The sequence below is a fragment of the Goodfellowiella coeruleoviolacea genome (genome assembly GCF_024171785.1).
In the GTDB taxonomy this organism is placed as follows: Bacteria; Actinomycetota; Actinomycetes; order Mycobacteriales; family Pseudonocardiaceae; genus Goodfellowiella; species Goodfellowiella coeruleoviolacea.
The window spans coordinates 184477-206958 of record NZ_JAMTCK010000007.1 but is presented as its reverse complement, the minus strand read 5'-3'; the positions used below and the strand labels follow the sequence as shown (position 1 = coordinate 206958).

The window sequence follows — 22482 nt, the reverse complement described above, 5'->3', positions numbered from 1 at the left end:
CGAGGTCATCCGGCGCCCAGGGCCAGTCTGTTCCAGGCGCGGATGGTGGCGTGGTGCGGGGCCCACGCCTGCCACACGTCACGCCCCCAGGCCCAGACCAGCCGCGTGTGCTCGGCCGCGCTGTCGGCGGCGAGCACGTCCGCCACGGTCAGCCGGCCGCGGTGCGCCGGCGGGTCCAGCCGGTGGAAGTCCGGGCGCGTCGCCACCATCCGCTTGTGCAGCACCGGACCGTCCCTCGGATCGGCACCGTCCTCGATGAACAGGCACAGCGTCATCAGGCACAGCGCCACGCGCTGGATCTCCCGCCGGCTGGTGCCACCCGGGTGCTGGGCCGCGTAGGCGTCCACCACGATCTGGTGCACCGGCCGGTACTCGGCAATGCCGTAGGAACGGGCGAGCAGTTCGCCGTAGCGCTCGGCGCAGGCGGCCGACGCGGTGCGCTCGGTGGGCCCGACTCCCCCGGCGTCGGGACGCGACAGGCCGCAGCCCGGGCAGGTGCTGACGGTGGCCCTGCTCATCCACGTCCGCCCAACGCGGCCTGAGCCCATTCCTGGACCGTCCGGTGGTGCGCGCTCCACGCGGACCACACCGCGCCGAGCCACCGCTCACCAACGGCCACGCGGTCGTCCTGGTGGGCGGCGTGGACCTCCGCCACGGTCACGGTGCCGGGTGTCGTCGGGGGCGTCAGGTAGGGCCAGTCGGCCAGGCCGAGGCGCGGCAGCACCGTCTGGCTGAGCCGTCCGCGCAGCGCGGCCACCCGGTTCGCCGGCACGCCGTGGTGCACCAGCAGGCACAGCGCGGTCAGGTGGACCGCGACCGACTGGCGTTGTCTCCGGTCGTGCTCGGCGCCGCCCGGGTGTTGGGCGGCGTAGCAGTCCACATGGCACCAGCGCGCCGCGGTGTCGCCCGCGCCGGCGAGCAGGCTGGTGGCGACTTCGCCGTACCGCTGCCAGCATCCGGGCGAGGCGGACAGGTAGGCGTGCGTGGGGCCGTCGACGTCGGGCACCTGTGCGCCGCAGCCGGTGCACGGCACGGTGGCCGTGCTGGCCGCCACCTCGTGCGGGGTGCTCATGGTGTTCCTCACTGGTCGCGCGGTCTGGCCGGTGGTCGCGACACTAGGGCTTCCAGCGGCTGGAGGGTCAACCCCCTCGGGTGACGGGAACGGCCCGGGCGGGTCAGATGGCGGGGCGCAGACCTTCCCAGCGGACGGTCCAGCGGCCGTTGGCGGGGAACCCGGGCGCGTGGCCGGGGCCGCCGGTGCCCCACCCGGCGCACATGGCCGCGACCGCGTAGAGCAGGCCACCGGTGCCCGGGAAGTACGGCAGGGGCACCTTGGCGCCGCCGGTGGGCAGGCCGGTGTCCTTGAACTCGAACTGCTCGTGCAGCAGGTACTCGATGGCCCGCTCGCCGTCGCCGAGGCGGGCGGCGTTCATCGCCAGCATGGGGAAGTCCCAGCCCCAGCCCTCGGCGAAGCGCCACACCTGGTGGATCTTGTCGGCGGTGGCGCGCACGGTGGGCAGGTCGACACCGTCACCGGGCAGCCACCCGTACAGCCCGGACAGGGCGGGGTGCTCGAAGTTGTAGTCGGTCCACATGTTCTCCACGCCCTCGTACAGCACGTACCGGCCGTCCTGCACGGGCAGCGGCGCCAGGCCGCGCAGCACCGCGTCCCAGCGCCGGTCCCGGCCCATGCCCAGCCGGGTGCGCCACTGCTGGGCCACGCGCAGCCCGAACCGCCAGTACGACAGCTCGAACGCCGGGTTGACCGTGGTCCTCGGTTCGGTGTTCTCCGACACCACGTGCAGCGGCGGGCCGAGCACGTACCGGCCGCCCTCGTCGAACGCGTAGGAGGCCATGAAGTCGGCGGTGGCGGTGATGACGTCCCGCCACTTCAGCAGGGTGGCCCGGGTCGGGTGCGCGCGGTAGTCCAGTTCGGCGAAGAAGACCGGGTGCGGCTGCTGCCAGATCAGCAGCGCGTTGATCTCCCCGGGCGAGGTCCGTCCACTCGGGTCGATCATCTTGGGCCAGCGCGCGCCCGCGTAACCCTGCTGCCGCGCGGTTTCCCGCGCCGAGGGCAGCAGCTGGCGGTAGCTGTCGAGCATGGGGTTGACCAGGGGCCACCGGTCCCACAGCGCGTGGTGCGCCGCGTGCCAGAAGAGCATCTCCAGGTGGAACTTGCCGTACCAGCCGTTGTTGGCCAGGCCGGACTCCTGCGGCGGGGTGTCGCCGGTCTCGTTGACCAGCATCGTGTACTGGCCGAGCACGATCCGCCGCTCCAGTTCGCGCCAGCGCGGGTCGCGGCTGTCGGACAGGTCGATCACCCCGCCGGAGTTCCAGAACCGGGGCCACTGCCGGGCGCTGGCCTCGGCGACCTGCTCGGCCGACGGCACGCCGTCCACCCGCGCGGGGGTGAACAGGCAGGTCAGGTCGAGGATTTGGCCGCGCCCGGCGGTGACCAGGTACCGGTGCGGCTGACCGTCCACAGGCGACACGTCGGCGTCGGCGCGCCAGGCGAGCCCGACCGCGTAGCCGGTGTCGTCGAGCCGGTGGGTGATGGTGGCGGCGTGCTCGCCGCGCCGGTGCAGCTCGGTGCTGTGCGCCTCCGGCTGGTCCCAGATCCCCACGTACGGCGCGGAGAACTTGTCCTTGCCGTTGGCGTACGGGAAGTCCAGGAACACGCCGAGCCGGCCGTCGGCCACCAGCGGGGAGGCGATCCGCACGGCCAGCGCGTCCAGTTCCGGGTGCACGCAGGTGCGCACGCTCACCCGTGCACCGTCCACTGTGAACTCGCTGTGCAGCGTTCCGGTCCACAGGTCGAGCCGCTGGTGCCGGTCGGTCAGGTCGGCCTCGGTCACCGCACTGCCGTCCGCGCGGCGCAGCAACAGGCCGACGCGGCCGAGGTTGATCCGGTGCGGGTTGGCCCGCAGCCACGAGGACAGCTCGGGGTGGGCGGGGTCCTCCATGGGATAGCGGACCATCCGCCCGTGCGTCTCCCACTCCACCCCGGTGAAGTTCTCCGGCCGCTCGCCAGGGGGCAGCGCGTCACTGTGCCAGCCCCAGTCGGACATGGTGGCGAACGGGACGAACGTCTGCAGACCGGTGATGTCGGCGCCGAAGGCGAACCCGCCGTTGCCGACCTGGACCGGCACCTGGGGGTCGCTGGCCGTGCGGACCACGTCGTGCCGGGACACCACGGCCCTGCGGTCGATCCGGCCGCCGCCCGCCGGGGCCGAGGACGCCGCGGGGCCGGCCAGTGCCGGCGTGGCGAGCAGTCCGGTGGTTGCCAGGCCACCCGCGGTGCCGGCCAGGAATCCCCTGCGGTTGATCACCATGACACGCCGCCCTTCCGCACCCTGGTCACGAGCAGCCGGACCTGGCGGGCTTCCCCGCCCTGGCGGCCTGGCCCACACTCCGCCGACCACGGTGGGCCGGTGTTCATCGGACCTGTGGCCCAATCCTGGGCCATCTGCCCGCCAGGTCAACCAACTGACCGCATCCGGTCACCGAGCGGCCGACGCGGTTCCCCCGGTCGCCGACCGTCCCTTCGCGACTCCCGACAGCAGGTCGCGCAGGACCTGCTCGCCGTGCGTCCACAGCAGCGCGCCGCCGGCCTCGGGCAGCACGTGCCGGCGGGCGTCCGGCAGCCGGGCGGCCAGCAACCCGCCGTGGTCGGGCGAGTGGCTGAGGCTGGTGTCCAGTGCGCCGTACCAGAGGTCGACCGCGACGGTGATGTCGGCCGGGTCGAACGGCCACGGGCTGTTGGCGAGCAGGGTGTCCCTGGCGTACCCGGCCGGGCCCTGGGCGAAGCCCTCGGCCAGCGCGCGGCGGTAGGCCGCCGCGAACACCGGTTCGGTGTACACCCGCCGGTCCACGTCGTGGCTGTGCCGCACGATCAGGTCCCACATGACCTCGGCGCTGCCGAAGGCGGCGAAGGACGCCTCGGCGGCCACCGGGTCGGCCGCTGCCGCCGCGACCATGCCGCGCACGTCCGGGTGGAGCGCGTCGCCGAAGCCGGGGTTGGCCAGCTCGTCGGTGCCGGACACCACCGCGGCCCCGGTCACCACTCCCGTGGCCGCGCACGCCAGCGCGAACGGCGCGCCCTGGGACAGCCCGACCGCGGCCAGTCCGGTCAGCTCCCGCGACTCGGCGAGCTGGCGCACGTCGGCGGCCCAGTCCAGCAGGCTCCGGCCGGGCAGCGGATCGGAGCCGCCGAGACCCGGCCGGTCCACCGAGATCAGCCGCACGCCCAGCGCGTCGAGCACGTCACCGGCGAAGCCCAGCCAGCGGCTGGTCGCCGCGCCCGGGCAGAACAGCACCGGCCTGCCGTCGCCGGGCCCCCACTCGGCCCACGCCAGCCGCCGGCCGTCCACCAACACCGTCTGCCCCAACCGGGCCGGATCCACCACCACCTGGTCGTTCACCCCGCCAGTCTCGGCGCGGTGTCAACGCGTTTTTCGCCGACGCGGGCGCGCGTGCCCTCGGTGGCACGTCCGCCGGTCAGGGGGTTGGTTAACGCAACGGGGATGCCGATGTATCAACGGTATCCCGGTACCCGCTGGGTGGTTCTGGCCTCAGGCGGAAGGTGGCGCGATGGACGTGGCAACCGCACCCGCTCCGACCCGCCACCGCGCGTCCCAGCGCACCCCTTCCCGGCCTGCGGCTCGGAAAGCGCGGAAGCATGGAGCCGGGCGCTTACGTGCGCACGGCCAGTGGCCGGATCGGTGTTGTCATGCCGCATGATCCGGCGCTCGCGGACCGCTACGGGGTGCCGGTGCGGCTGGACAACGGGATCTGGCGGGTGATCGCGCCAGCCGATCTCGTGGTGGTCCGCCCCCGCCGGCACGCGGACCGGGCCGGCGCGGACACCACCGGTGCGGGCAACACCGGTGCGGGCAACACCGGTGCGGGCAGCGGGGACGGCGCCGGGCCGGTGCGCGGTTAGCCAGGACCGCGTCGGGGTCACGGGTGCTGGCGGGGTGCCGTGCTGCGGGTCCGGCGGGTCGGCGGCCCGGTCCTGTCGGGGTGCCCGGCTAGCCTCGGTCCGTGACAGCGCCGAGGGAGCACGCACCCATCGAGGACGAGGAGTACCGGCACGTCGACTGGTACGCGGAGGAACTCGTCGGCCGGGCCTACACCCGGTGCTCCTTCGTGGACGTCGACCTGACCGAGGCGACCAGCCGGGGCGCGGTGTTCACCGACTGCGTCTTCACCAACGTGCGGCTCAACGCCTCCCGGCACACCGACTCGGCGTTCGTCGGCTGCGTGTTCAGGCGCTGCAACCTCTTCGACGCCGCGTTCACCGGGTGCAAGCTGGTGGGCAGCCAGTTCCAGCAGTGCACGCTGCGTCCGCTGCGGGTGCTGGGCGGCGACTGGTCGTTCGCCGGGCTGCCCGGTGCCGACCTGCGCGGCAGCAGCTTCCAGGCGGTGCGCATGCGCGAAGCCGACCTCACCGGCACCAACTGCGCGGACTGCGTCTTCGCCGACGTGGACCTGTCCGGCGCGCAGACGCACAGCGGCAAGTACGGGCGGGCCGACCTGCGCGGCAGCGACCTGTCCGCGTTCGACCCGCTCACCGTCGACCTGGCCGGCGCGGTCATCAGCGCGGACCAGGCCGTGGCCGTCGCGCGCGCTCGGGCTGACGGTCCGCTGACCGGTGCTCGCGGCGGCCACCACGCCCGAGGTCACCGGGGGCATCGGCGTGCGGGCGTCCGGCCGAGGTCGAGCCGGGCCGGCCGCGTGCTGGTCCCGCCGGTGGCCGCCGGTGCGGTGGAGTCGTCAGCCCCGGTCCGCGTACACCGTCCCGGTCAGCGCGGACAGCTGGGGCGGGCGAGCCGAACAGGCCTGGGACAACCACGTGGCCCAGTCGACCGCGGTGGCGAGCGAGGTGTTCCCGTCCAGCCTCGCGGCGGCGAGTCCCGGCGGGACCGCGTTCGCGGCGCGCAGCCGCTGCCACTGGTCCCAGTCCAGCGCCAGCACCCGCAGCGCCGGCAGCTCGGCCACCTGTTCGATGTCCACCACGTCCAGTCCGGCCAGTTCCAGCCTGGTCAGTGCCGGCAGTGTCCGAAGTGGACCGGTGCTGACCGGGCCGGTGACGCCGCTGAGCCTGAGCGCCCACAGGCTCGGCCGACCGGCGAGCAGGTCGAGGTCAACCTGGTCCGCGTCGATCGACACCGACTCCAGTGCCGGCTGGTCGGCCAGGCGGGGCAGCACGGACTTCGCGCGGTTGACGCTGAGTTCCCGCAGGTTCCGCAACGGGGCCAACGCGGTGAGATCCAGGTGGACGGCGTCGTTGAGGTACAGCCGCCGGATCCACGGGTGGTCGTCCCGCCCCGCCACGGTGGCCGCCAGGTCCCGGTCCCCGAAGTCGTGCAGCACCACCTCGCCGAGGTCGCCCCCCTCGGGGAAACCGAACGTACGCGCCGAGGTAGCCGCCGCCCGAGTACTCCTCGTCGTAGTCGTCGTCGCGCAGGGCCTGGACGACCTGGGTCAGCCGTGGCCCGGCGGGTGGCTGTCGAAGACGACGCCGTCGTCGAACGGGCCGTCGTCCCAGCCGAGCGAGCCAGGTGCGGCGCCGTCGAGGTAGTCCTGGACGACCATCTCCAGTGGACGGTGGCGGTACGGACCGAGCAGCCCGGTCTCCGCGTCGTACCCGGAGCCGGTGCACCCGGTGGTCGCGGAGCGCGAGTTCGTGCCGGCCGACCGCGTCCGTGTGCGCCTTCAGGGACAGTGAGCGCCGCCGGAACTCCAGTTGCAGGGTCGCGGTGGTCCACCCGGCGCTGGGCTCGGTCAGCAGCAGCCGAGCCAGGTCACGTGCTACCGCCGCCAGGTTGTTCGTCATGGTGGCGGACCCGATCCAGCGGGTCCGCCAGGCTCACCAGCCCCGGCACTGGCCGGTGGCCGGGCCGCGCACCTGGTTGGGGCGGCCGTTGTCGGTGGGCGGCGGGGTGTTGCCGGTGCACGCCAGCGGACCGCGCAGGGTGCTGCGCTCGATCACCACGCCACCGGTGGCGCCGGACACGCTGACCGGACCGGCCACGCTGACCCGGTCCAGCCGCACCGGGCCGGTCGCGCCGGACACGTCCACGCCACCGGCCACCCGGCCGCCGGACAGCCACAGCGCCTGGCCGCGGTCGGCGTGCACCGGGCCGGCGATCACGCTGTCCACGGCCACCAGGGCGGCGCCGCGGCCGACCCGCACCGGGCCGCCGACCGCGGCGCCGGTCAGGCAGGTCACGCCCGAGGTGAGGGTGAGCGGTCCGGGGCGCTGCCCGGTGAGCACGGTGGTGCAGGCGGCCACCGGGAGGGTGACCGACACCGGATCGCGGCCGGCAGCGGTCAGGTTGGCCACGGTCCCGTACTGCCCGCTGGCGGACTGGCGCTGGTAGGTGAGGGTCAGCGCGGCCACTCCGGCGCGCGGCCCGGCCGCGCGCAGCACGGCGCCGTCGGCGGTCCGGTCGATCCGGGCCGCGCCCGCCGGGTCGAGCACGGCGTCCACCCGGTTGAGCGGGTTGGCCAGGTCGTGGGCGGCGCCGGAGGCGCTGGTCACCCGCCAGCCGAGGGTGGCACCGGCCGAGGCGCCCACGTTCAGCAGGGCGGTGTCGGTGGACAGGGTGTAGGGCGCGACGCCGGCCGGCACGGGTTCGTCCGCGGTGGACTGGTCGATGACCAGGGCGGGGTTGCCCCACGGGTCGGGGTGTTCGGCGTCCAGCCGCATCCGCTCGGTGTACAGGGCGCGGCCGGTGGTGGTGCTGGACCGGCCGTGGTGCACGTAGTACAGCTGGGAGCCGTCCGGCGTGGCCACGATCGAGCCGTGGCCGGTGGAGTACATGCCGATGGCGCTGTCCTGCGCGAGGATCGGGTTGGCCGGGCTCTTGCGCCACGGCCCGAGTGGACTGTCGGCCACCGCGTAGCCCACGCCGTAGTAGGCGTTCTCGTAGTTGTTGGCCGAGTAGGTCAGGTAGTAGACGGGCTGGCGCCGGCCGCCCACCACCCGGGTCGACTCGATGACGCTGGAGCCCTCCGCCCACCGCCGGTCCTTGTTCGCGCCGTTGGTCCGGGCGTAGTCGTCGACGTGGGCGTTCTCCCAGTCCTGCGGGTCGGCGCCGTAGCTGAGGATCGGGGTGAACCCGTCGCGCCGCACCGGGTGGTCGTCACCCGCGACGCGGTTGGCGTCCACATAGGCCGGTGCGATGGTCGGCATGGTGGTGCCGGTCGGGTCGTGCCACCACGCCGTGGTCAGTTCGACCGCGTAGATGTTGGACTCCTCGACGTACTTGCCCAACTCGTGGTCCCACACCCAGTTGCGGTAGGCGTTGCGGGAGAAGTACAGGTAGACGCGGCCGTCGCCGGCGAAGAACACGTTCGGGTCGATGGTGGGCAGGTAGGTGCCCAGCGGCGCGGTCTGGCCCTCCGCCAGGGTGGCCGGTGGCTTCTTCTGGGTGGCGTCCATGATCAGGTTCACGTCGTGGTACGCCGGGTCGTACGGGAAGTAGTCGATCGGCTGGTTCACGATGTTGGTGAACGGGCCGGCGGGCGAGGTGGCCACGGCCACGCCGATCTTGCACGGCTCCTCGAAGTCGGCGTACCCGAAGTGCTCGGCCACGTTGGTGTTCATCCTGGCCGCGTAGAACAGGAAGTACAGGCCGGTGTCCGGGTTGTGGTAGACCTCCGGCGCCCAGAACCAGTCGTGGCCCCACTGGGTGCCGTCGTCGGCGCGCAGCGCACCGCCCGGCAGGCGTTGCCAGGTGGCCAGGTCCGGCGAGCGGTAGATGGCGAAGTGGAAACCGGGGTCGGCGCCCTCGGTGGAGTAGGCGTAGTAGTAGCCGCTGGCCGCGTCGTAGCGCACGTACGGGTCAGCGCCCGGGGTGGCCGCGTTGTTGTGGTAGGTCGCGGTGCTGCCCACCGGGCCGCCGGGCCGGGGCTGCGCCGCGGCCGGTGGTGCCAGGACGGCGACGAGCGCGATCAGCGTGCCCAGGATCGCGAGGACGCGTGTCTGCATGGGCCGAACCCTCCTCGGGCACCGCTGGCCGCACTGCCAGCCCCACCGAACCGGTTACCGTCTGTCCCCGGTTGTTGACACAGTGACCTTCTCCGCCGCCGACAGCGGTGTCAAGTCACCCCGGGCCACGCAGGTCGCGTCAGGTTTGTGCACGTGGGCGCCAGGGAAACCCAGCGGCGGTGAGCGTTCGGCACCGGCCGTGGGCGTGTCGAACCCGAGCCGCGGCACGAGGAGGGTGACCATGACCGGCTACTTCGGCCCAGGTCAGTTCGGGTCGAGTCCGTTCGACGAGTTCCTCGCTCGGTTCTTCGGCGCGGGTGAGCCGAGACAGCCGGTGCAGCGGGTGGACATCACCCGCCTGATGAGCGACCAGGCCCGCGAGCTGGTCGAGACCGCCGCGACCCGCACCGCCGAGCTGGGCCGCGCCGACCTGGACGACGAGCAGCTGCTGTGGGCGGCCACCCAGACCGAGCCGACCAGGCAGCTGCTGACCAGGGCCGGCGCCGACCCGGAGGCACTGGCCGGCCGGATCAGCGAGCGGGCCGGGCACGGTGAGCACCAGGGGCCGCCCACGCTGACCCCGGTGGCCAAGCGCGCCCTGCTGGAGGCGCACCAGATCTCCCGCGCCATGGGCACCACCTACATCGGACCGGACCACGTGCTGCTGGCGCTGGCGGCCAACCAGGAGTCACCGGCCGGCCGGCTGCTGGCGGGCGAGCGGGTCACCCCGCAGGTCCTGCAGCGCGCCATGGGCGTCAGCCGGGGCACCTCGGCCGGCCCCGGGCCGGAGCGCGCCAGCACCACGCCCACCCTGGACGAGTACGGCCAGGACATGACCCAGCTGGCCAGTGAGGGCAAGCTCGACCCGGTGATCGGCCGGGAGGACGAGATCGAGCAGACCGTGGAGGTGCTGTCCCGGCGCACCAAGAACAACCCGGTGCTGATCGGCGAGGCCGGGGTCGGCAAGACGGCCGTGGTCGAGGGCATCGCGCAGCGCATCGTCGACCACGACGTGCCGGACACCCTCGCCGACAAGCGGGTGGTGCAGCTGGACCTGTCCGCGCTGGTGGCGGGCACGCGCTACCGGGGTGACTTCGAGGAGCGCATGCGCAAGGTCATCGACGAGGTGCGCAAGCACCGCGACGAGCTGATCCTGTTCATCGACGAGATGCACACCGTGGTCGGCGCGGGCAGCAGCACCGAGGGCGGCATGGACGCCGGCAACATGCTCAAGCCGTCGCTGGCCCGCGGCGAGCTGCACGTGATCGGCGCGACCACGCTGGACGAGTTCCGCAAGAACATCGAGAAGGACGCGGCACTGGCCCGCCGGTTCCAGTCGGTGTTCGTGGCCGAGCCGTCCGTGCCCGACACCATCGCCATCCTGCGCGGCCTGCGCGACCGCTACGAGGCGCACCACCAGGTGCGGTTCACCGACGAGGCGGTGGTGGCCGCCGCCGAGCTGTCCGACCGCTACCTCACCGACCGGTTCCTGCCGGACAAGGCCATCGACCTGATCGACCAGGCCGGTGCCCGGGTGCGGCTGCGCACCCGCGCGCCCGCCGCGGACATCCTCGGCCTGGAGGAGGAGCTGGAGCAGCTGTGCCGGGACAAGGACCAGGCCGTGGCCGACGAGCAGTACGAGCGGGCCTCGCAGCTGCGGGACCGGGCGGCGCAGCTGCGCGAGCGGCTGGAGCGGGCGCGGCGCGGGCACGACGACCACGGCGAGGTGCTGGAGGTGACCGCCGAGGACATCGCCGAGGTGGTCTCCCGCGCCACCGGCATCCCGGTGCGCCAGCTCACCGAGGAGGAGAAGAACCGCCTGCTGCGCCTGGAGGAGCACCTGCACCAGCGGGTCATCGGGCAGGACGAGGCGGTCAGCGCGATCGCCGAGGCGGTGCGCCGGGCCCGCTCCGGACTGGGTGACCCGAACCGGCCGGTGGGCAGCTTCCTGTTCCTGGGCCCCACCGGGGTGGGCAAGACCGAACTGGCCAGGGCGCTGGCCGAGGCGCTGTTCGGCGACGAGACGCACATGGTGCGGCTGGACATGAGCGAGTTCCAGGAGCGGCACACGGTGAGCCGGCTGGTGGGCGCGCCGCCCGGCTACGTCGGCTACGGCGAGGCCGGGGAACTCACCGAGGCGGTGCGCCGCCGCCCGTACTCGGTGCTGCTGCTCGACGAGATGGAGAAGGCCCACCCGGACGTGTTCAACACCCTGCTCCAGGTGCTCGACGACGGCCGGCTCACCGACGGCCAGGGCCGCACCGTCGACTTCAAGAACACCGTGCTGATCATGACAAGCAACCTGGGCTCGGAGCTGATCACCGGCGGTGGCACGCTCGGCTTCAGCCCCAGCCGGGAGTCGGCGGAGACCAAACCGCTGCGCGACAAGATCATGCCGAAGCTGCGGGAGGCGTTCCGCCCGGAGTTCCTCAACCGCATCGACGAGATCATCGTGTTCCGCAAGCTCTCCGAGCAGCAGCTGCGCCAGATCACCGAGCTGCTGCTGGAGCGCAGCCGGCGCCGCCTGCACAACCAGGGCATCACCCTGGAGTTCACCCCGGCCGCGGTGGACTGGATCGCCAGGAACGGCTACCAGCCGGAGTTCGGCGCCCGGCCGCTGCGCCGGGTGATCCAGCGCGAGGTGGACAACCACCTGGCCCAGTTGCTGATGCGGGACCAGCTGCTGCCCGGCCAGCACGTGCGGGTGGACGTGGCCGAGAACCGGTTGACCTTCGACGTGCGGGCGCGGGTGGACGCGTGAGCGAGCAGCCGGTGGTGCCTGACCGCGTCGCCGACCCGTGGGGCCGGCGCACCCCGTATCCGGCGGGCGGGAACTGGCCGACGCGGGTGGACGAGCACCTGGTGGCCGGGGTGTCCGCCGACCAGGTGCGGCAGTGGGTGACCTCGGCGTGCGTGCTGTGCAGCAACGGGTGCGGTCTGCGGATCGGCGTGGCCGACGGCCGGGTGGTGGGCGTGCGCGGCCAGGCCGGCGACCGGGTCAACCGGGGTCGACTGGGCCCCAAGGGGCTGTACGGCTGGCAGGGCCAGCAGCGCGACCGGCTGACCACACCGCTGGTGCGCGCCGAGGGCGGCGAGCTGGTGGCGTGCGACTGGGACACGGCCATGAACCGGGTGGTGGCGCGCTCCCGGGAGCTGCTGGACCGGTGGGGGCCGCTGTCGCACGCCTTCTACACCTCGGGCCAGCTGCTGCTGGAGGAGTACTACACGCTCTCGGTGATCGGCAAGGCCGGGTTGGGCACCCCGCACATGGACGGCAACACCCGGCTGTGCACGGCCACCGCGGACGCCGCGCTCAAGGAGAGCTTCGGCACCGACGGCCAACCCGCCTGCTACGCGGACGTGGACCACTGCGACACGCTGGTGCTGCACGGCCACAACGCCGCCGAGACGCAGACCGTGCTGTGGGCGCGGGTGCTGGACCGGCTGGCCGGCCCGGACCGGCCGCGGCTGGTGTGCGTGGACCCGAGGCGCACCGAGGTGGCCAGGCACGCCGACGTGCACCTGCCGGTGCGGCCGGGCACGAACCTGGCGCTGCTCAACGGGCTGCTGCGCGAGGTGCTGCACCGGGGCTGGGTGGACCACGACTGGGTGGCCGCGCACACCCTCGGCCTGGACGAGTTGGCCCGGGTCGTCGCGGACTACCCGGCCGGGCGGGTCGCCGACATCTGCGGGGTGTCCGCGCGGGACGTGCTGGCCGCCGCCGAGGTGTTCGGCACCGGCCAGCGCGTGCTGTCCACCGTGCTGCAGGGCGTCTACCAGTCCCACCAGGCCACCGCCTCGGCCTGCCAGGTGAACAACCTGCACCTGCTGCGCGGCATGCTGGGCCGGCCCGGCTGCGGCGTGCTGCAGATGAACGGCCAGCCCACCGCCCAGAACACCCGGGAGTGCGGGGCCAACGGCGACCTGCCGGGGTTTCGCAACTGGGCCAACCCGCGGCACGTGCGCGAACTGGCCGAGCTGTGGGACGTGGCCGAGGAGACCATCCCGCACACCGGGCCGCCCACCCACGCCATGCAGATCTTCCGCTACGCCGAGCAGGGCTCGGTGCGGCTGCTGTGGATCGCCGGGACCAACCCGGCCGTGTCCCTGCCCGACCTCGACCGGGTGCGCCGGATCCTGGGCGGTGACACGGTGTTCGTGGTGGTCTCCGACGCCTACCTCACCGAGACCGCCGAACTGGCCGACGTGGTGCTGCCCTCGGCGCTGTGGGGCGAGAAGACCGGCACGTTCACCAACACCGACCGCACCGTGCACCTGGCCGAGCAGGCCGTGCCCCCGCCCGGGCAGGCCCGCGGCGACCTGGACACCTGGCTGGACTACGCGCGGCGGATGGGCTTTCGCACCCGCTCGGGCCGGCCGCTGCCCTGGTGGTCCACGCCGGCCGAGGCGTTCGCCGAGTGGCAGCGCTGCTCGGCCGGCCGGCCGTGCGACTACACCGGCATGAGCTACCAGGCGCTGCGGGAACGACACGGCATCCAGTGGCCGTGCACCCCGGACCGTCCACAGGGGACGGAACGGCTGTACGTGGACGGGGTGTTCAACACCGACACCGACTACTGCGAGGACTTCGGCCACGAACTGCTCACCGGCGCCGCGCGCACCGAGCAGCAGCACCGGGCCACGGCCCCGGGCGGCCGCGCCCTGCTGCGCGCCGCGCACCACACCGAGCCGCCGCACGGCCCGAACGCGGACTACCCGCTGCGGCTGACCACCGGCCGCACCGTCTACCACTTCCACACCCGCACCAAGACCGGGCGGGCGCCGCAGCTGGCCGAGGCGGCGCCGGCCCCGTGGGTGGAGCTGTCCGACGTGGACGCCCGGCGGCTGGGGGTGGTCGAGGGCGACGTGGTGCGGCTGACCACGCCGCAGGGCTCGGTGGAGCTGCCGGCCAGGGTGGTGCGGGCCGAGCCGGGCACCGTGTTCGTGCCGTTCCACTACGGCCAGCGCGCGAGCGAGTCCACACTGGACGGTGGTCGCACGCACGCCGCCAACGAACTCGTCCCGACCGGGTGGGACCCGGTGTCCAAGCAGCCGGTGGTGAAGGTGTGCGGGGTGCGGGTGCGGCGGGTCGGGGCCGGCACGGGTCCGGCGCCCGCACCGGAGTTGGGCGCGGCGCGCCGGGTGGTGGTGGGTCCGCCCGGTGCCACGGCCGCGGGAGGGGACCGGCCGTGTACCTGAACACCTGTCTGCGTCTGCTGCACGACGCCGAGCAGCGCCTGGCGGAGTCGTTCCGCCAGGTCGCCCGCGGCCACCGCGCCGAGGCGGACCTGGCCGCGCTGGCCGACCTGCTCGCCGACCAGTGCTGCGACCACCTGGCCGAACTGGCTCCGCTGGTGCGGCGCTACCGCGAGCAGCCCACCGACGAGCCGGAGCGGCCGCCGCTGGCCGCGCTGTCCGGGGTGCGCTCCGGCCCGCTGGGTCTGGTCCGCGACCTGCAGGACCTGTACCTGCTGGCCAGTTTCGTGGCGATCACCTGGACCCTGCTCCGCCAGGCCGGCCAGACCATCCACGACGCGGAGATCCTGCACGCGGTGGACTGGTGCCAGGCGCAGACCGACGAGCAGCTGGCCTGGCTGCGCACCCGACTGGCCGAGGCCGCGCCCCAGGCGCTGATCGCCAGCTGACCGGGCCGGCGCGACCAGCACTGGCGCGACCAGCACTGGCGCGACCAGCACTGGCGCGACCAGCACTGGCACGATCAGCCCGTGGGCCGGGACAGCAGGCGCACCACGGCCCGCTCGATCAGGGTCCGCGACTCCTCACCGGCCAGGCCCTCCTCGCCGGCCCTGGCCAGGGTGCGCCGGATGGTCCGCCCTGCGGCGAACGCCCTGAGCACCCGTGGGTCCACATAGGACCTGCGGGCCACCGCGGGGGTGTTGCCCAACTGGTCGGCGACCTCGCTGACCACCTCGCGCTCCACCCGGGCCAGCCCCCGCTTGCTGCTGGGCGTGTCGTGGCCGGCGAAGGCCACCGCCGCCAGCACCGTGGCGTTCCACGTGCGCAGGTCCTTGGCGCTGTACTCGGCGCCGGCCAGTTCCTTGAACCGGGCGTTGATGTCCTCGGCCCGCACCTCGCGCCAGCCGTCCTGGGTGCGGTACACCAGCAGCCGGTCACTGCCGGTGCGGGCCCGGCGCAGCGCCCCCACCACCGCGGCCAGCCTCGGGTCGCGCAGCCGCAGCGACCGCTCGATGCCGCCCTTGGCCGGGTACCGGAAGAACAGCTCGCCCCGGCGCACGGACACGTGTTCGCGCAACAGCGTGGCCGCGCCTCGGGTGCCGTGCTCCTCGGCGTACTCCTCGCCGCCGACCCGGAACACCCCCCGGTCCAGCATGCGGATGCCGGCGGCGAGCACGCGCACGCAGCCGAGGCCGGCGCGGCCCAGGTCGGCGTCGATCTGGGCGCGCACCTCGGGCAGCCGGGCGGCCAGCCGCACCACCCGGTCGTACTTCTCCTCGTCGCGGGAGCGGCGCCACTGCTCGTGGTAGATGTACTGGCGCCGGCCGGCGTCGTCGCGGCCGACCGCCTGGATGTGGCCGCGCTCGTCCGGGCTGATCCACACCCGGCGCCAGGCCGGCGGGATGGCCAGCTGGCGGACGCGGTCCAGCACCTCGGGATCGCTCACCGGTGTGCCGTCGGGGTTCAGGTAGTGGAATCCCCGTCCCTTGCGCAGCCGGCGGATGCCCGGGGTGGCGGTGTCGCTTCGGATCAGCCGCATCGCACTCCAGCCCGTGTCGGCGCAACCGTCGTGGCGACCACCTACCCGACGGCCCCACCCACGAACCCGGACAGTGACGCACACCACACCGGCGCCGCTGGTTTGATCCGCCGGCCCCCGGGTAACAGAGCGGTACTACTCGTCCGAGAGGGGCCGCGGTGTTCGTTGAGACTATGGCCGACCCACACCTCGCCGAGCAGGGCGGCGAGGCACCGGGCGGCCCGATGGAGCTGACCGGTGTCGGGGACACCAAGAACGCACCGGCGGCGCTGTTCGTCGGTGATTCCCCGGCACTGGTCATGCTCCGGGACCGGTTGGGTGAGCGCGGGCTGCGCATCGCCACCGCTCCCCACCAGAACCTCGTGTGCGTGGTCGCGGACGAGGATGTGTTGGACGGCCTGTGCTCGCCTGAGCAGGCCGCCGTGCTCGCTGCCTGTCACGATCTCGGGCTTGCCTGTCTGGGCCCGGACGTGGCGGCCCCGGTGCTGCGCGAGGCGTTGTCCGCCCATGTCGGGGTGCCTGCGGGCAGGGCCGAGTAGTCGGGGTCGGTAGCTGACCGAACGGTCGGGGCCGCCGGGATTCCCGGTGGCCCCGATCCATGTCCTGAGCATCGAAGGGGTGTCACGCCCTGGCGAACTCCTGGCTGACCGCGTTGGGTCCGTCGTACTGCCGGTCCGGGATCTTGCGCAGGTTCTCCAGCACCGGCTCGTCCGCGCCGTGCTTCTTGGCGGTCTCCACCAGCTGGTCGCGGCTGGCCGGGTAGTCCACGTCGGAGAGAAACTTCTGCACCTGGATCGGGTTCGGCTTGTCGGCCATGTGGTCTCACCTCCTACGGCTGGGCGTACCCGGTGCCGCGTCCGGACTAACCCGGGCGGCCCGGTTTCCCCGGCTCACCCGCCGGGAACGCTGGGGGCAGGAACCCATTGGCGTCCCGGGCCGTGGGCCCGGCGACCAGCGAGGGGAGCTTGGCGCCCATGAAGGCAGTCACCTACCACGGCCGACGAGACGTGCGGGTGGACACCGTCCCCGATCCGATCATCCGCGAACCCACCGACGCGATCGTGCGCGTCACCTCGTCCGGCATCTGCGGCTCGGACCTGCACCTCTACGAGGTGCTGGGGCCGTTCCTGGACGAGGGCGACATCCTCGGCCACGAACCCATGGGCGTGGTGGAGGAGGTCGGCAGCCAGGTCGACAACATCAAGCCCGGTGACCGGGTGGTGGTGCCCTTCCCCATCTCCTGCGGCCACTGCTACTACTGCGACCAGGGCCTGTACACGCAGTGCGAGACCACCCAGGTGCGCGAGCACGACAAGGGCGCGGCCCTGTTCGGCTACACCAAGCTCTACGGCCAGGTGCCCGGCGGGCAGGCCGAGTACCTGCGGGTGCCCCAGGCGCACTTCGGCCCCATCGTCGTGCCCGAGGGGCCGCCGGACGAGCGGTTCGTCTACCTGTCCGACGTGCTGCCCACGGCCTGGCAGGCGGTGCGCTACGCGGCGATCCCGCCCGACGGGTCGGTGACCGTGTACGGGCTCGGCCCGATCGGCCAGATGTGCTGCCGGGTGGCCAGGCACCTGGGCGCCGGCCGGGTGTTCGGCGTGGACCTGGTGGACGAGCGGCTGGCGATGGCCCGCCGCTACGGCGTGGAAACCTTCGACCTGCGCGAGCACCAGGACGTGCCAGCGGCCATCCGGGACGCCACCTCCGGTCGGGGCACCGACGCGGTGATCGACGCGGTCGGCATGGAGGCGCACGGCGACATCTTCGGCAAGCTCGCCCAGCAGATGGCCGGGCTGCTGCCGCACCAGGTCTCGGCCAAGCTCATCGAGAAGGCCGGCGTCGACCGGCTGGCCGTGCTGCACGCGGCCGTGGACACGGTGCGGCGCGGCGGCACCATCTCGTTGAGCGGCGTGTACGGGGGCATGCTCGACCCGCTGCCGATGATGGTGCTGTTCGACAAGCAGATCCAGCTGCGCATGGGGCAGGCCAACGTCAAGCACTGGGTGCCGGAGATCCTGCCGCTGCTCACCGACGGCGACCCGCTGGGCACCGAGGACTTCGCCACCCACCAGCTGCCGCTGGCCGAGGCCCCGCACGGCTACGAGATCTTCCAGAAGAAGCAGGACGGCGCCGTCAAGATCCTGCTCAGGCCCGGCGGCTGAGCGGCGTCCGGCGGGTCCGCGAATCCGGCCGCGCGCGGTGCTCGCGGAACGGATTCCGCCAGGCGGGTTTCAGCTCCGGGTGCGCGGGCACCCCAACGGGTGAGCGACCAGTGACCGAAGTGTTCCGAGTGGACTGGAGGTGATCAGCATGCCCGGTCGGGAAGTTCTGCCGTCCACTCTGCGCAGGTCCCCGGAGAAGGCGCAGCGCACCTGGGTGAAGGCACACGACTCGGCGGTCGAGACCTACGGCGAGGGCCAGCGGTCGCACCGGGTGGCCTTCGCCGCGCTCAAGCACAGCTTCGAGAAGGTGGGCGACCACTGGGAGCCCAAGAGCAAGCGGGGCCCGTCCGACGCGCAGGCCGCGCGGGGCGCGGGCAGCCGCCGCGGCGGCCCCACCGCCTCGGGCGTGGACGCCAACGCCAGCAAGGCGCACCTCTACGAGGTGGCCAAGAAGCTGGACATCCCCAAGCGGTCGGCCATGACCAAGGACGAACTGGTCAAGGCCATCGACAAGGCCAACAAGCGGCAGACAGCCCGGAGCCGGTCCCGATGAGCAGGACCTCCGGTCGGGCGTCGGCCGAACAGGTCGGCGTCTGACCGGCCCAGCCCGACCTCGGTGGGAGCCGAACCGGCGGGGGCACGCGACGGCTCGGACGCCGAGAACCAGCCAGCCAACCCAGCGAGTCAGGAGAACGACATGTCGGCTACCGCGGACAAGCAGGACCTGATCAGCGTGATCACCGCCGACCACCGCCACGTGGAGCAGGTGTTCACCGAACTGGAGAGCGGGCGCGGCGACCCCCAGTACCGGCGCGACCTGGCCGACCACGTCATCACCGAACTGGTCCAGCACTCGGTCGCCGAGGAGCAGTACATGTACCCGGCGGCCCGCAAGGCACTGCCCAACGGCGACGAGATCGCCGACCACGAGATCGCCGAGCACGCCGAGGCCGAGCGGGTGATGAAGGACCTGGAGGGCCTGGACGCCACCGACCCCCGGTTCAACGACCTGCTGGGCAAGCTGATCAAGGACATCCGGCACCACGTCAAGGACGAGGAGACCGACCTGCTGCCCAAGCTGGCCGCCGCGTGCGGGCCGAGCGAGTTGCAGGAGCTGGGCCAGAAGGTGTTGCGGGCCAAGAAGATGGCCCCCACCCGGCCGCACCCCGGCGCACCGGACCGGCCACCGGCCAACCTCATCCTCGGCCCCGGCACCGGCCTGATCGACCGGCTGCGCGACGCGCTCAGCCACCGGGCCCACTGATCCACTGACCGGACCGCGGGAACCAGCCGCACCGGACCAGGGTCCGCCAGGCCAGTGCTGGGTGGCCTGCGCGCGGACCCACCCCGGCGGAACAGGCTCCGGCCCCCCGCCCCCGGAGCCTGTTCCGCCGAACACCGCTGTCCGGCGGAACAGCCGGGTGAGCCGCCGGTCGGTCAGGACCGGCCGGTGTCCTGCAGCACGCGCCGGCCGTCCAGCCGGTCGGCGATCAGCCGGATCACCTCGGCCGCGTGCGGCGTCAGGTAGAAGTGGCCGCCGGCGAAGACCTTCATGTCGAACGCGCCGGTGGTGTGCTCCTGCCACTTCCTGGCCTCGTCCAGGGTGACCTTGGGGTCGGCGTCGCCCACCAGCACGGTGATCGGCGCGGACAGCCGCTGCCCCGGCTGGTGGACGTAGGTCTCCACGGCCCGGTAGTCGCTGCGGATGGCCGGCAGGATCATCCGCAGGATCTCCTCGTTGCCGAGCAGGCTGGCGTCCGTGCCGCTCAACGACTTGATCTCGTCGATCAGCCCCTCGTCGGGCTGGGTGTGCACGCGCTCGTCCCGCACGGTCGACGGGGCGCGCCGGCCGGAGGCGAACAGCTCGACCAGGTCGGTGCCACTCCGCTGGAGCCGCAGCCCCACCTCGTAGGCCAGCACCGCGCCCATGCTGTGGCCGAAGAACGCCAGCGGCTTGTCCGTCCACGACCGCAGCGCCTCGGCCGCCTGGTCGGCCAGCTCGGCGATGCTGTCGATGGGCGGCTCGTTGCGCCGGTCCTGCCGGCCCGGGTACTGCAGGGCCAGCACGTCCAACCGGGGCGACAGCTGCCGGGACACCGGGAAGAAGAAGCTGGCCGAGCCGCCGGCGTGGGGGAAGCAGACCAGGCGGACGTCGCTGTCCGGGGCCGGGTGGAAGCGTCGGATCCACGGGTCGTCGGGTGTTGCTGGCATGTGTCCGTCCTACCCTTCGCGCACGTCTCGTCGGCTCGCCGCGGGTCGCGGCCCGACCGCACCGATCATGGCTATCACGCGCGGAGCCGGTGGTCGAGTGCCGTGTAGCGGCGTCCCCCGCTGACCGTGCGCACCGCCTGGCCGATCGCGCGCTTAGAGCCGACCAGCACCACCAGCTTCTTCGCCCTGGTCACGGCCGTGTAGAGCAGGTTGCGCTGCAACATCATCCAGGCGCTGGTGGTGACCGGCACGACCACGACCGGGTACTCGCTACCCTGCGAGCGGTGGATGGTCACCGCGTAGGCGTGGGTGAGTTCGTCGAGTTCGCTGAACTCGTAGTCGACGTCCTCGTCCTCGTCGGTGCGCACGGTCAGCTTCTGCTCCTCCAGGTTGAGCGCGGTGACCACGCCCAGGGTGCCGTTGAACACGCCGTTGGCGCCCTTGTCGTAGTTGTTGCGGACCTGGGTCACCTTGTCGCCCACCCGGAAGACCCGACCGCCGAACCGGCGTTCCGGCACGTCCGGCCGGGACGGGGTGAGCGCCTCCTGCAGCAGCGCGTTGAGCGCGCCCGCGCCGGCCGGGCCCCGGTGCATCGGGGCCAGCACCTGCACGTCGCGTCTCGGGTCGTAGCCGAACTTCGCCGGGATCCGCCTGGCCACCACGTCCACGGTGAGCTGCGCGGCCTGCTCGGCGTCGTCGACGGCGAACAGGAAGAAGTCGGACAGGCCCTGGACCAGCGGGTACTCCCCCTGGTTGATCCGGTGCGCGTTGCTGACCACGCCGGACTCCTGGGCCTGGCGGAACACGTGGGTCAGCCGCACGTGCGGGATGGGCGTGTCCTTGGCCAGCAGGTCGCGCAGCACCTCGCCGGCGCCCACCGAGGGCAGCTGGTCCACGTCGCCGACCAGCAGCAGGTGCGCGCCCGGCGCGATCGCCTTGACCAGCTTGTTGGCCAGCAGCAGGTCCACCATGGACGCCTCGTCCACCACCACCAGGTCGGCGTCCAGCGGCCGGTCCCGGTCGTAGGCGGCGTCGCCGCCGGGCCGCAGCTCCAGCAGCCGGTGCACGGTGGACGCCTCGTGCCCGGTCAGCTCGGTCAGCCGCTTGGCCGCCCGGCCGGTGGGCGCGGCCAGCACCACCTTGGCCCGTTTGGCCAGCGCCAGCGTCACGATCGAGCGGACGGTGAAGCTCTTGCCGCACCCGGGGCCGCCGGTCAGCACGGCCACCTTGCTGGTCAGCGCCAGCTTGACCGCCTCCTCCTGGGCCGGGGCCAGCTCGGCGTGCGTCCGGCCGCGCAGCCAGGCCAGTGCCCGGTCCCAGTCCACGTCGGCGAAGGCCGGCATCCGGTCGCTGTCGGTGTGCAGCAGCCGGAGCAGCTGGTTGGCCACGGAGATCTCGGCGCGGTGGAACGGCACCAGGTAGATCGCCACCAGCGGCTCGTCCCCGTCGGGGTCGGGCACCTCCTCGCGGACCACGCCCTCCTCCTCGACCAGCTCGGCCAGGCACTCGATCACCGCGCCCGCGTCGACCTGGAGGATCTTGATGGCGTCGGCGATCAGCCGCTGCTCGGGCAGGAAGCAGTTGCCGTCGCCGGTGGCCTCGGACAGGGTGAACTGCAGGCCGGCCTTGATCCGCTGCGGGCTGTCGTGCGGGATGCCCACGGCCTTGGCGATGGTGTCGGCGGTGCGGAAGCCGATCCCCCACACGTCGGCGGCCAGCCGGTACGGCTCGGTGCGCACCACGTCGATGGCGGCGTCGCCGTACTGCTTGTAGATGCGCACGGCCAGCGAGGTGGACACGCCGACGCCCTGCAGGAAGACCATCACCTCCTTGATCGCCTTCTGCTCCTCCCAGGCGGCGGCGATCAGCTTGGTGCGCTTGGGCCCCAGCTTGGGCACTTCGATGAGGCGTTCCGGCGTGGTCTCGATGACCTCCAGCGCGGCCACGCCGAAGTGCTCCACGATCCGGTCGGCCAGCCGGGGGCCGATGCCCTTGATCAGGCCGGAGCCCAGGTAGCGGCGGATGCCCTGGACCGTGGCGGGCAGCACGGTGGTGTAGTCCTCGACGTGGAACTGCTTGCCGTACTGCGGGTGCGACCCCCACCGGCCGCGCATCCGCAGCGACTCGCCCGGCTGCGCGCCCAGCAGCGCGCCGACCACGGTGACCAGGTCGTTGCTGCCCCGGCCGGCGTCCACCTTGGCCACGGTGTAGCCGGTCTCCTCGTTGGCGAAGGTGATCCGCTCCAGCACGGCCTCCAGCACGGCGTGCCGGAACGGCTCCCGCTGCGCTGTCCCCTCCCGCTGGGTCATCTGGTGCCTGTCTCCCGTCCGCGACCGACCCGACCGCTGCGCACACGCTTATCACAGGTCACCGAC

18 protein-coding genes and 1 pseudogene are annotated in these 22482 nt (G+C 73.0%); 9 read left to right on the top strand and 10 right to left on the bottom strand.

The genetic code is table 11. The annotated features are described in order from the left end of the window. Positions 1–5: 5 nt before the first annotated feature. The 4 genes from LX83_RS16900 to LX83_RS16885 form a co-directional block, all read right to left on the bottom strand. Complete coding sequence (locus tag LX83_RS16900; RefSeq protein ID WP_253772389.1) at positions 6–518, bottom strand: DUF5946 family protein; 513 nt, start codon at positions 516–518, stop codon at positions 6–8. Continuing rightward, positions 515–1072 (bottom strand): DUF5946 family protein, encoded by a 558-nt coding sequence (locus LX83_RS16895; RefSeq protein ID WP_253772387.1) that lies wholly within the window; start codon positions 1070–1072, stop codon positions 515–517. The genes LX83_RS16900 and LX83_RS16895 overlap by 4 nt, the downstream gene beginning before the upstream one ends. Before the next feature lie 103 nt (positions 1073–1175). Further along, positions 1176–3332 carry a glycosyl hydrolase family 95 catalytic domain-containing protein gene (locus LX83_RS16890; protein WP_253772385.1) on the bottom strand — a complete coding sequence of 719 codons (2157 nt, stop codon included), beginning with the start codon at positions 3330–3332 and terminating at the stop codon, positions 1176–1178. Between the two features lie 168 nt (positions 3333–3500). Further along, positions 3501–4421, bottom strand: coding sequence for an alpha/beta fold hydrolase (locus LX83_RS16885; protein ID WP_253772383.1), 921 nt, complete (start codon positions 4419–4421; stop codon positions 3501–3503). Between the two features lie 308 nt (positions 4422–4729). Between LX83_RS16885 and LX83_RS16880 the strand changes: the two genes are divergently transcribed. Both LX83_RS16880 and LX83_RS16875 read left to right on the top strand, forming a co-directional pair. Next, positions 4730–4942 (top strand): hypothetical protein, encoded by a 213-nt coding sequence (locus tag LX83_RS16880; protein ID WP_253772380.1) that lies wholly within the window; start codon positions 4730–4732, stop codon positions 4940–4942. A 101-nt stretch (positions 4943–5043) separates the two neighbouring features. Further along, positions 5044–5448: pseudogene (locus LX83_RS16875) on the top strand (pentapeptide repeat-containing protein); the annotation flags it as partial. Positions 5449–5775: 327 nt separating this feature from the next. Here the strand turns inward: LX83_RS16875 and LX83_RS16870 are convergent. Together LX83_RS16870 and LX83_RS16865 are read right to left on the bottom strand one after the other, a co-directional pair. After that, entirely contained in the window at positions 5776–6375 is a 600-nt protein-coding gene (locus tag LX83_RS16870) for a leucine-rich repeat domain-containing protein (RefSeq protein WP_253772378.1), read from the bottom strand. Between the two features lie 496 nt (positions 6376–6871). Beyond that, positions 6872–8998, bottom strand: coding sequence for a glycoside hydrolase family 43 protein (locus LX83_RS16865; protein WP_253772376.1), 2127 nt, complete (start codon positions 8996–8998; stop codon positions 6872–6874). Between the two features lie 241 nt (positions 8999–9239). Between LX83_RS16865 and LX83_RS16860 the strand changes: the two genes are divergently transcribed. Genes LX83_RS16860 through LX83_RS16850 form a run of 3 tightly spaced genes read left to right on the top strand, consistent with a single transcriptional unit; the run spans position 9240 to position 14643 of the window. Continuing rightward, positions 9240–11759 (top strand): ATP-dependent Clp protease ATP-binding subunit, encoded by a 2520-nt coding sequence (locus LX83_RS16860; RefSeq protein ID WP_253772374.1) that lies wholly within the window; start codon positions 9240–9242, stop codon positions 11757–11759. Positions 11760–11773: 14 nt separating this feature from the next. Beyond that, positions 11774–14197 carry a molybdopterin oxidoreductase family protein gene (locus tag LX83_RS16855; protein ID WP_253772788.1) on the top strand — a complete coding sequence of 808 codons (2424 nt, stop codon included), beginning with the start codon at positions 11774–11776 and terminating at the stop codon, positions 14195–14197. Continuing rightward, the gene (locus LX83_RS16850) at positions 14188–14643 is read left to right on the top strand and encodes a hypothetical protein (protein WP_253772372.1); all 456 of its coding nucleotides are present in this window, start codon (positions 14188–14190) and stop codon (positions 14641–14643) included. The genes LX83_RS16855 and LX83_RS16850 overlap by 10 nt, the downstream gene beginning before the upstream one ends. A 74-nt stretch (positions 14644–14717) precedes the next feature. Here the strand turns inward: LX83_RS16850 and LX83_RS16845 are convergent, their stop codons facing one another. Continuing rightward, positions 14718–15734 carry a DNA topoisomerase IB gene (locus LX83_RS16845; protein ID WP_253772370.1) on the bottom strand — a complete coding sequence of 339 codons (1017 nt, stop codon included), beginning with the start codon at positions 15732–15734 and terminating at the stop codon, positions 14718–14720. A gap of 158 nt (positions 15735–15892) precedes the next feature. Here LX83_RS16845 and LX83_RS16840 point away from each other — a divergent pair, with 158 nt between their 5' ends. Beyond that, positions 15893–16273, top strand: coding sequence for a hypothetical protein (locus LX83_RS16840; protein ID WP_253772368.1), 381 nt, complete (start codon positions 15893–15895; stop codon positions 16271–16273). An 82-nt stretch (positions 16274–16355) separates the two neighbouring features. On the opposite strand, the gene LX83_RS16835 is transcribed toward LX83_RS16840, so the two are convergent. Then, a complete protein-coding gene (locus LX83_RS16835) occupies positions 16356–16550 on the bottom strand; it encodes a DUF2795 domain-containing protein (RefSeq protein ID WP_253772366.1) in 195 nt (64 codons plus the stop codon). Between the two features lie 158 nt (positions 16551–16708). Between LX83_RS16835 and LX83_RS16830 the strand changes: the two genes are divergently transcribed. The 3 genes from LX83_RS16830 (at position 16709) to LX83_RS16820 (ending at position 19160) form a co-directional block, all read left to right on the top strand. After that, on the top strand, positions 16709–17896 hold the full coding sequence (locus tag LX83_RS16830) for a zinc-dependent alcohol dehydrogenase (RefSeq protein ID WP_253772364.1): 1188 nt from the start codon (positions 16709–16711) through the stop codon (positions 17894–17896). 148 nt (positions 17897–18044) lie between these two features. After that, positions 18045–18449 carry a ChaB family protein gene (locus LX83_RS16825; protein WP_253772362.1) on the top strand — a complete coding sequence of 135 codons (405 nt, stop codon included), beginning with the start codon at positions 18045–18047 and terminating at the stop codon, positions 18447–18449. 144 nt (positions 18450–18593) lie between these two features. After that, positions 18594–19160: a hemerythrin domain-containing protein gene (locus LX83_RS16820; protein ID WP_253772360.1), complete on the top strand. Its 567-nt coding sequence runs from the start codon at positions 18594–18596 to the stop codon at positions 19158–19160. 173 nt (positions 19161–19333) lie between these two features. On the opposite strand, the gene LX83_RS16815 is transcribed toward LX83_RS16820, so the two are convergent. After that, the gene (locus LX83_RS16815) at positions 19334–20107 is read right to left on the bottom strand and encodes a thioesterase II family protein (protein WP_253772358.1); all 774 of its coding nucleotides are present in this window, start codon (positions 20105–20107) and stop codon (positions 19334–19336) included. A gap of 74 nt (positions 20108–20181) precedes the next feature. Then, positions 20182–22416: an SF1B family DNA helicase RecD2 gene (gene recD2, locus LX83_RS16810; RefSeq protein ID WP_253772356.1), complete on the bottom strand. Its 2235-nt coding sequence runs from the start codon at positions 22414–22416 to the stop codon at positions 20182–20184. Between the last annotated feature and the right edge of the window lie 66 nt (positions 22417–22482).